The sequence below is a fragment of the Sulfurimonas sp. genome, assembly GCF_032250635.1.
Classification (GTDB): domain Bacteria; phylum Campylobacterota; class Campylobacteria; order Campylobacterales; family Sulfurimonadaceae; genus Sulfurimonas.
This window is the reverse complement of record NZ_JAVVFL010000073.1, coordinates 1-9,580: the sequence shown is the minus strand read 5'-3', so window position 1 is coordinate 9,580 and position 9,580 is coordinate 1. Positions and strand designations below refer to the sequence as shown.

The following is a 9,580-nucleotide window of genomic DNA, read 5'->3' as shown; positions in this document are numbered from 1 at the left end:
TTTGTTCTACTTGGCGAAATTATATCGCCATACTCTTTTTTCGTTTGCTACTTAAGTAACATTTCCAACCCGACGAAAATGCCGAAAGCATTTTTGTGCTTTAGTGGCATAGCGCCTAGCGTAGATATTTGGGACTTTGTTCCAAATATCGTTTCATTATTAATTCGCTACGACTACCATCGCTTCTCTTAATGGTCTCTCTTTATATCTATAACCTGTTTGAAATGTCTGAACAATCTGACCGCTCTCCACCGTATCGCTATCTACGCTCTGGATGGCGTTGTGGATATTTGGGTCAAACGGCTCATCATGAGAGACCATAGTCACCCCATGTTTTTGTAAAGAGGATGTAAGCTGCTTCAACGTAAGCTCAATTCCCTCTTGAAGTTTTTCTAAATGCTCCTGCGGGTCGGCAAGATTCTGCGTAGATGAGAGTGCCATCTGCAGTGCGTCCATAACAGGAATCATATCTTTGGCAAATTTCTCATTTGAGTACTCTACCGCTGTATATTTTTCTTTCTCGAGCCTTTTTTTGATGTTATCAAAGTCGGCATGAACACGAGCGTACTTATCTTTGAGAGCAGCTAACTCCTCCTGCAAGAGGTCAAGTTCGTTTTCAACTGCTTGGGCTTCCGCTTCGGCTTCAGAGGCTGCTTCTTCAAGCTCTGGATTTTCAAGAGATTCATTTTGAAGCTCTTCGTTATTTTCTTTTGACATAGTTGTTAAAGTACTCCTTTTTTAAAAGATGGCATTATTATACATATTGAGTGTAATAATGTCAAGTATTAATTGAGCTATTTTAGTTAATTAAGTTTAGTCTATGACTATCAACTTAATTGTTTGCTAAAAAAATAGCTTCTATTGTATCATTGCATACATAGATGTAGATGGGAGAAGAGATGAAATTTTTAGCTTGGATGGGTGCTGTTATAGTAGCAGTGGCTGCAACTCTGTATGTTGCGGCTTTTACGAAAGTGGGCAATGGGCTGCTAAAGCCTTTTGTAGAGCAGAAAATAAAAGAGCAGACAAAGCTGGAGAGCTCGCTTCATGAGTTTCGTCTGAGCATGAGCGATTTTGAGATCATTTTGGAGCTAAACAGGGAGAATATAGTTAAAGTAAAAGGGGAGTACTCTCTTTTTGCGCAATCTTTTGATATCTCTTACGATGTGGAACTTAAAAATTTACAAAGTTTAAAATCTCTCACTAAAACAGAGTTAAGAGGAGATTTTGCAACAGAGGGAACCGTTCGCGGAGATATTGCTTTTATGAAGATAGAGGGTAAAAGCAGTGTCGCGCAGAGCGATACATCTTACTATGTAGAGCTGAGCGAATTGAACCCGACATCTATTATCGCAAAGATGAAGGGAGCAAAACTTGCTTCGCTTCTCTTTATTACGGCACAAAATCCCTACGCAACTGCAGAGATAGATCTGGATATAAACTTTAGGGATATATCGCCGCATAAAATGGATGGAGAAGTACTCTTAGTTAGCAAAGAGGGCAAGATAGACCCTAAATATATGTTAAGCGATTTCAACGTTACCATCCCGAAAACCTCTTTTTCTATGAATTTGGATGCAAAACTAAAAGGCGATGATGTAGAGTACAAGTCTGAGTTGCTCTCAAATCTTTTTAAAATCAACTCATCGGGATTGGTCGTGCCGCAACCTCTAAAAGTTGATCTAAAGTATTCGCTAAACATTGAAGATCTTGAGGTGCTAAAGCCTCTCACAAAGGCGGATGTAAGGGGTTCGTTTAAATTAAATGGAAATGTAAAGGGAAGCAAAGAGAGACTTGTAGTGGCAGGAGTAAGCGATTTGGCTTCGTCCGATACTGTTTTTGAAGCCGTTTTAAAAGATTTTGCTCCAGCATCGCTAAAAGCAAAAATAGTAAATCTTGATATCGCAAAATTTCTCTACATGGCAAAACAGCCGCACTATACAGATGGACTTCTATCCGTGGAGGCGGACATAGGCGATGCTAGAGAGGAGACTCTTAGCGGAAAAATCGATACCACTATAACAAAAGGTCTTCTTGATTCAAAATATTTGAGTAAAATTTATGAGTTTACATCTCCTATGCCCAGGACTACATTTAACCTTGCCGCAACGACACTGCTCAAAGGCAATACTGCCGATACCAAAGTCGATTTAAATTCAAATATAGCGGATCTTGATATAAAAAGCGCAAAGTTCACTATAAAAGATGCTTATCTAAAGAGTGACTACAGAGTCAACCTGCCAAATCTTGACGCTCTCTTTTTTGTGACAAATCAGCATATGAGAGGCTCTCTTGTGGCAAATGGCGATATTGTCAAGGCAAAAGATTTGGATGTAATATTTCACTCAAATATTGCCAAGGGAAAGGTAATCGCAAAGCTTCATAATGATGAGCTTCATGCGGATTTTAGTTCGGTAAGCGCAAATGGGCTACTCTATATGCTTCTCTATCCCCAGATAGCGGATGCTTCGTTAAATGCAAAAGTAGAGTACAATCTGGCGCAAAGCAGAGGTACTATTGGCGCTCAAGTGACAAATGCTGTTTTTGTGAAAAATCAGACGTTTGACCTTATTAAACAGTACACAAAAGTTGACATGTATAGAGAGCATTTTAACGGGGATCTCAACGCTAAGATAGATAAAGAGAATATTTTAGCCTCAATAGACCTTCGTTCAAAAGAGGCTTCAATAAGGACGGCAGCGACAAAGCTCAATACAAAAACCAAGCGTATTGATACGGACATAACGCTAAGAGCGAAGAAAAATGAGATTAGCGCAAAACTTAGCGGAGATGTAAACGCACCCAAAATCAGTGTTGATTTAGAGAAGCTTATGCAGTCTCAGACCGGCAAAGAAATCGAGAAAAAAATCGAAAAAGAGATAAACAAACTCTTTCAAAAACTCTTTTAACAAGATTTAAAAAGCTCCTCTATCTCTACAAGAGAAGCTTTTGGCTTTGCGATATAGTAGCCCTGCATAAAATCAATATTTAGCAGGAGCAGCTTGTCATAGACCTCTTTTGAGTGGACATACTCCGCAATTGTCTGCATATTGCTCTGCGCAGCAAAGTGTATGATGCTCTTGACGACTTTAAAATCTTTTGTGTTTACATCAATGTTTTTGATAAGGGAGCCATCAATTTTAAGAAAGTTTGCTTCTACATCTATAATAGTTTTAAAGTTTGAGTAGCCGCTTCCAAAATCGTCAATAGAGACTTTTGCCTTAAGAGAGTGAAGAAGGTTAATCTTTTGCTTAAAGAGATCTATGTCACTAATCTCATCACTCTCAAGAATCTCAAATGTAACGCGGCAGGCAAGATGCTGGTTATGTTTTAGGTTGTTGATAATAGTCTCTTCTATATCCGGATTGATGAGGTCGGAAAAGTTCATGTTTATGCTTACTAGCTTATTGTTGTTTTTAAAGGTTTCAAAGACTACAAGAAGGATTCTTTGGGTTAGCTTGTAGTGTATGTTAGTCTCTTTTATCAGAGGTAAAAAGGCAAGAGGAGGAACTATCTTGCCATCTTTTGCTATTATTCGAACCAATGCCTCATACTTAAATATTCTGCTGTGTTTGTAGTCGTAGATAGGTTGATAGTAGCAGATAACCCTGTCGTCATCGATAGCCTCTTTTACGAAACTGATATCTGTAGAGGAGGAGAAATTTTCACTACTTTTCTTCTCATCATAACAGATAACTCTGTTTCTACCGCTTTTTTTGGCTATGTAGAGCATTTTGTCGGCTACTTTTATTGCCTCTTGGAGGTTTTTTTCCAAATGTGGATTTTTATGCAGACCGATTGAAACGCTTACGTTGATCTCATTATCTTCATACAAAAAGTGCTCTTTGAGTATGTTTTTTCTTACTCTTTCGCATACATCTAAGTCTGACTTTGTTTTGCTTCGGTTGTTTATGAGCAGTAAAAACTCCTCTCCGCCGTATCTTACTAAGATATCGCTGTCTCTGATAGAGTCTTTAAATACTTTGCTTGTACGAGAGAGAACGTAGTCCCCGGCTTTATGACCATAGGTGTCGTTTATGATTTTAAATTTGTCCAAGTCAAGCATAGCCAAAGAGTAGTGCGACAGATTTAAGAGCGGTACAGTCTCTTCAAGATAGTTTCTGTTAAATGTTTTTGTAAGAGGGTCTGTAAATATTTTTTTTCTGGTAACAAAGTAGTGAAATATCTGCATTACAGTCATTGCCATCAGAAGAAGAACAAAGATGATTAAAACTACAAAAAATGTCTCCAGCGGCTTGATTGATTCGAGAATAATTTTTTGGATATTTGTCGTAATGTCAATGTTAAATACTCCTATGACATTTCCGTTATTTATGATTGGGTAGAGATAGGTAAGGTATAGGTTCTCTATATCATTTAGTTGAATAATCTGTGGTTTTTTTGTCGTGTAAACAGTGTTATACTCTTCAGAAGTTACATCAAATTTTTGATTAAAATTCGCTTTGTCGGTTTTTGATGCATCAAGAAGAAATCTAAATTTATCCTGCTCATCTTTGTATAAGATATATGCATATTTTACATTTGATGTAAGCATTAAGGAGATGATATGTTCATACTCGGCTCTTACATACTCTTTGCTAAACATAGAGAACAGATCTTCGGAGGTCTTAACATCCGAAGTGTCAAGTATGTCTTTTTCAATATTTTGTAAGATGTAAGAGATCTGCTCTATTTGGTGGCTTTGTATGCGCTTAAATATATCATCTTTGGTTTTTGTTATGTCATTGTAGACATAGGCAAAAAAAAGACCAAGCATAAAGAGTAGAAAAAATATTCCAAGCTCCCTTTTTTTTACCATACTTTTTCCTCTTTGTAAGCATCTAGTTCACTGGAGACTATTATGTTTTGAAGTTGCGTTCTAGGCTCTATGATTACTATGTTTGGTCTCCCTTTTTTCCAAAAAAATGCGCCGAAGCTCTCTGGAATATCTTTGAGCAGTTCATAGTTAAGAACAAAAATAGGCTTGTTTTTGCAATCTTCATCATCTTGTATGTTTTTTTTGTGCGCTACTACAATCAGAGTTGCCACTGCGCAATCATCCGTAAGTATAAGAAAGCTGCTTTTTTTAAACTCTAAGAGCAGCTCTTCATCGTCCGTCCATATAGTTATTGTTTCATCGATAGAGATGCTTGAGAGTATCTTCTCCAAAATCTGTGCTTTTATATCGACTCTCTCTTCGGAGGCAAATGAGGCAATTGTTAAAAAGAGAAAAAGTATAAGCGCTCTCATTTAAAATGTATACTCCGCCGTAAACAGAACTCTTCTGTCTATCGTCGATACATCAACACCGCTTATAGGTGTTTTTGAAGCTCTGTCAAAAATATTTTCCGCCTTTAGTTTTAACTCTGTCCTTTTATTTAGTCTGTATATTGCTCCAAATGAGTAGTCATAACCTCTTTTTACGTCAACTCCGTCTTGAGTTGTATATTCCGCTCTGTAAAGCAGCTCATTATAAATATCAACCTCTCCTAAGGTGTTGAAAAGCTGCAAAGAAGCCCCCTCTCGCGGAGAGTAGTAGCTATCTCTAAACTGTCTATATATCTCTACTTTAACTCTGTTGTCGATGTTAAAACTGTGCTCTATATTGGCAAAAAAGAACTTGAATTTATTTTTATCATCACTGTTTACATAGATGCTCTCTGCCGGATTTGTCATGTTCTTTTCAAAAATGATTGCGTTGTCCGCCTCGCTCTGTCCAAGTCCAAAACCATAAGTAGTGTTCTTTTTTACATAAATAAGTTCGGTAGAAAGCGTGAGAATTTCAGCGCTCTGTAAGTCTGGATTGACTCTGTAGTTTGGTGAATAAGTTGTTTGCAAAAATGTCGGGTAGAGGTAGCTCTGCATCGCAAAGAGCTTAAACGTGAACTCATCAAAAATTCCTACATAGCCAGCTCTTAGTATGTGCTCCGTCGATGATTTGTCTAAGCTGTTTTCGTAATAATCAACCTTTGCACTTATTGATATAAGATGATTTTTGTTTATATTGTAGAGGTTCTCCGCATAGAGCATATAGATATCGAGTTTTTTCGGTCCCCAGTTCACTGCAGTATCTATACCGTCTACTATATAATCAGCTATACCGAACTCTTGATGCTTAAACTGTGCTCCCATAAAGAGTTCGTTGTTGTCATTTATAAACCTCTTCTCTATGGTAGCACTATATACTTTTGTGCTTATAGTGGTATCTAACTGTTGTGCAAAAGGAGCGCTCATCCCAGGTAACGGTATACCGATAGAGTCTTCGTTGTAGATTTTAAATTTTTCATAAGATGCGGTAAGCATTACTTTTAGATTGTTTTTAAAGTATTTGGTAATATGGGTATAAATATCATTTGTGTGAGTGTATCCGTCTTGTGTTGCCAGCCCTAGACCACTGAAAATATCATACTTTTCACTAATAGCTCCCAGCTCAATATCGTAATCATCTTTTTTTGAAAATTTAAGATACAGCTGTCCTCTTGCCCCGTCTCTAGAGAGTTCGGTACCGCCGAGAGTGTAATCTTCATAGTTGTTTTTTCTTAAATCAATATTTGCCAGATATGAGTACTCATCAAAAACTTTTGCTTCAACCGCCTGAAGCGTTACGCTGCCGAGCGAGTCAATGGAGGTTTGCACGGATGTACTGTTTTGGCGAGAAGGATCTTTTGTAAAGAGTTTTATAAGCAGGGTTCCGGGTTCGTTTCCGAATGTAACTGAGTTTCCGGCTTGGTAGATCTCTATATAGTCGATAAAGTAGAGACCCATTCTTCCATACTGTACCAAAACATTGCCAAGCGTTGCCGAGTTTAGTTCATGAGAGTTGATGTAAACTTTTGTAGTCAGGGAAGACATCTGCGATTCGCCGCTTCTAAGAAGCGTAGTCATACCGTTTCTCCTTGTCCCTATAGTAAAGAAACGAAGGGTTTTTAGAACATCGTTAAGAGTGTATGCTTGCATTTTGTCAAGCTCTGAGCGGGTTATGACCCTTATATGACCCGCACTCTCTTTTTTTGTGTAAAGATTAGGTTCTTCGGCATTTTTATACTCTTTAAGAAGTGTCTCAAGAGAGAGTTCTTCCGCATACATAAGAGATGATAACAGCAAAAAGAGCGTAAAAACATACACCGATATCCCCCTAACCACCATAAAAAATAATATATCAGTATAGTAAATGAATGCTTAGTTTAGACTTGCATCCGCAAGTGTCAGGCAAAATAAAACTTCTATTTTTTCTTTTTGCAAAACAGCAACTGCCTGAGTGAGAGTCAAGTTTGTCGTTATGATATCATCGACTAAAATCACGCTCTTTTGCTTAAACTCTTTTAGCACAAAATCTCTAGGATTTAGGAGTCTGAACTCCTTTGTTTTTCCGGAGTAGCTAACCCTGTTCTTTGCCCTTAGTTTGCCAAAAAGAGGCTCAATGGAGTTGCTTTTTAGAGCTTTGTTCAAAATAGCCGTATGCGAATATCCAGACCGAGCAGAGTCATCAACCCCAATGGAGACGACTTTATACGGGTACTCAAACGCAGAGGCAAATTTTGCAATGGAGTTTTTTGCAAGAATGGAGTAGATGTAGTAGCCTACATCGGTATGTTTTGTGTGTAGCAGCTCTTTTATGTCGCTATATTTGTAAAATGAGATAACTTCAATGTTGCCGAGGATTTTTCTTCTGTATATGGAGGGGGCTAAAAAGTTGTTTTGACACTTTTTGCAGATGTGTAAAAATGAGAGATTTTCACACATCAAGCAGCGCATTTTAGTCCATCTTCAAAACAGACATAAATGCCTCTTGCGGAAGCTGAACTTTCCCTATGGATTTCATTCTTTTTTTACCGGCTTTTTGTTTTTCAAGCAGTTTTCGCTTACGCGTTATATCCCCGCCGTAACACTTTGCGGTAACGTTTTTGCCCATACTTTTTACTGTCTCTCTGGCAATTACCTGAGAACCCAAAGATGCTTGAACAGCCACTTCAAAAAGCTGACGAGGGATAATTTCTTTCATGTTTTTAACCAAAACACGACCGCGTGAGAGTGCCTGATTGCGGGGAACAACGATACTCAGCGCATCTACTGCCTCTCCTGCAACTTTTATATCAAGTTTTACCAGATCGCCGACTCTAAACTCAATCGGCTCATAATCAAATGAAGCATAACCTTTAGAGATTGATTTTAGCTTATCATAAAAGTCCATTACTATTTCGTTCATAGGCACTTCATACTCAAGCATAACTCTATCTTGGTTAAGATAGGTCATTTTTGTTTGAGTGCCGCGCTTATTTATGAGAAGAGTTATAATATTTCCAAGATATTCACTCGGAGTAATAACCGTAGCTCTAATGTATGGCTCTTCGATTCTGTCTATACGGTTCACTTCCGGAAGCTCTGAGGGATTGTGAACATTGATTTTTTCGCCGTTATTGAGATAAACCTGATAGATAACTGATGGTGCGGAAGCGATTAAATCAAGGTTGAATTCACGCTCTAGTCTCTCTTTTACAACCTCCATATGAAGCATGCCTAAAAATCCGACACGAAAACCAAAACCAAGAGCCAGAGATGTTTCAGGCTGGTAAGATAGAGAACTGTCGTTTAGTCTTAGCTTATCAAGAGCATCGCGTAAATTTTCAAATTCGTCAGTATCTATAGGGTATATTCCGGCAAAAACAAAAGGCTTCGCTGGTTCATACTCTACAACAGGCTCTTTTGTAGGGTTTTTTGCATCAGTAATAGTGTCCCCGACATTTACAACATGTACCTCTTTTAAACCAAGTACGACTATGCCAATCTCTCCGGTTTTTATAACAGGAGTCTTTTTACGTTTAAGCGGATGCGGGTACATCAAGTCAAGAACCTGATGCTCCTCACCGTTGCTCATAATTTTCACAAGTTGATTTACTTTTATCTCGCCGTCAAAAACTCGGACAAGACCTAGCGCGCCTAAGTAGGGGTCAAACCATGAGTCGTAAATGATGGCTTTAGTAGGAGCTTTTGGATCCCCAACGGGAGCTGGAATTCTATCTACGATTGCATCGATAAGAGCGCGGATGCCGACACCTGTTTTAGCTGAGACCAAAACAGCATCTGTAGCGTCTATGCCGATGCTTGTTTCAATCTCCTCTGCAACTCTTATGGGGTCTGCAGCAGGTAAGTCTATTTTGTTTATAACAGGAATAAGTTCTAAGTTGTTCTCCATTGCCAGATATACGTTTGCAATAGTCTGTGCTTCTACGCCCTGAGCAGCGTCAACGATAAGAAGCGCGCCGTCGCTTGAAGCAAGAGATTTGCTGACTTCATAAGAGAAATCGACATGTCCGGGAGTATCGATAAGATTTAAGATGTAGTGCTCGCCGTCTTTTACATAGTCAAGTCGCACGCTTTGAGCCTTTATGGTAATGCCGCGCTCTTTTTCGATGTCCATCGTGTCCATCATCTGCTTGCCAAGCTCTCTATCGCTTACAGAGCCGCACTCTTGAATGATTCTGTCCGCCAAAGTACTCTTACCGTGGTCAATGTGGGCGATGATAGAAAAGTTTCTAATATTTTTCAATGAATATTTCCTGATAAAAATTTATGCCTTAAA

The 9,580-nt window shown here is 38.6% G+C and carries 7 protein-coding genes; 1 reads left to right on the top strand and 6 read right to left on the bottom strand.

Annotation, left to right across the window (positions count from 1 at the left end; all coding sequences use genetic code 11):
* Window positions 1-159: 159 nt before the first annotated feature.
* Complete coding sequence (grpE, locus tag RQ763_RS05865) at window positions 160-717, bottom strand: nucleotide exchange factor GrpE (protein ID WP_294927688.1); 558 nt, start codon at window positions 715-717, stop codon at window positions 160-162.
* 182 nt (window positions 718-899) lie between these two features.
* On the opposite strand from grpE, the gene RQ763_RS05860 reads away from it, so the two are divergent.
* On the top strand, window positions 900-2,909 hold the full coding sequence (locus RQ763_RS05860; RefSeq protein ID WP_314151725.1) for a hypothetical protein: 2,010 nt from the start codon (window positions 900-902) through the stop codon (window positions 2,907-2,909).
* Here RQ763_RS05860 and RQ763_RS05855 read toward each other — a convergent pair.
* Genes RQ763_RS05855 through lepA form a run of 5 tightly spaced genes read right to left on the bottom strand, consistent with a single transcriptional unit; the run spans window position 2,906 to window position 9,547 of the window.
* The gene (locus tag RQ763_RS05855) at window positions 2,906-4,819 is read right to left on the bottom strand and encodes an EAL domain-containing protein (RefSeq protein WP_314151724.1); all 1,914 of its coding nucleotides are present in this window, start codon (window positions 4,817-4,819) and stop codon (window positions 2,906-2,908) included. The two genes, RQ763_RS05860 and RQ763_RS05855, sit on opposite strands and share 4 nt — an antisense overlap.
* Window positions 4,813-5,250 (bottom strand): hypothetical protein, encoded by a 438-nt coding sequence (locus RQ763_RS05850; protein ID WP_314151723.1) that lies wholly within the window; start codon window positions 5,248-5,250, stop codon window positions 4,813-4,815. Before RQ763_RS05850 ends, RQ763_RS05855 begins: the two co-directional genes overlap by 7 nt.
* Window positions 5,251-7,125, bottom strand: coding sequence for a TonB-dependent receptor plug domain-containing protein (locus tag RQ763_RS05845; RefSeq protein ID WP_314151722.1), 1,875 nt, complete (start codon window positions 7,123-7,125; stop codon window positions 5,251-5,253).
* 54 nt (window positions 7,126-7,179) lie between these two features.
* Window positions 7,180-7,755, bottom strand: coding sequence for a phosphoribosyltransferase family protein (locus tag RQ763_RS05840; protein ID WP_314151721.1), 576 nt, complete (start codon window positions 7,753-7,755; stop codon window positions 7,180-7,182).
* Window position 7,756: 1 nt separating this feature from the next.
* On the bottom strand, window positions 7,757-9,547 hold the full coding sequence (lepA, locus tag RQ763_RS05835; protein WP_314151720.1) for a translation elongation factor 4: 1,791 nt from the start codon (window positions 9,545-9,547) through the stop codon (window positions 7,757-7,759).
* Window positions 9,548-9,580 lie beyond the last annotated feature (33 nt).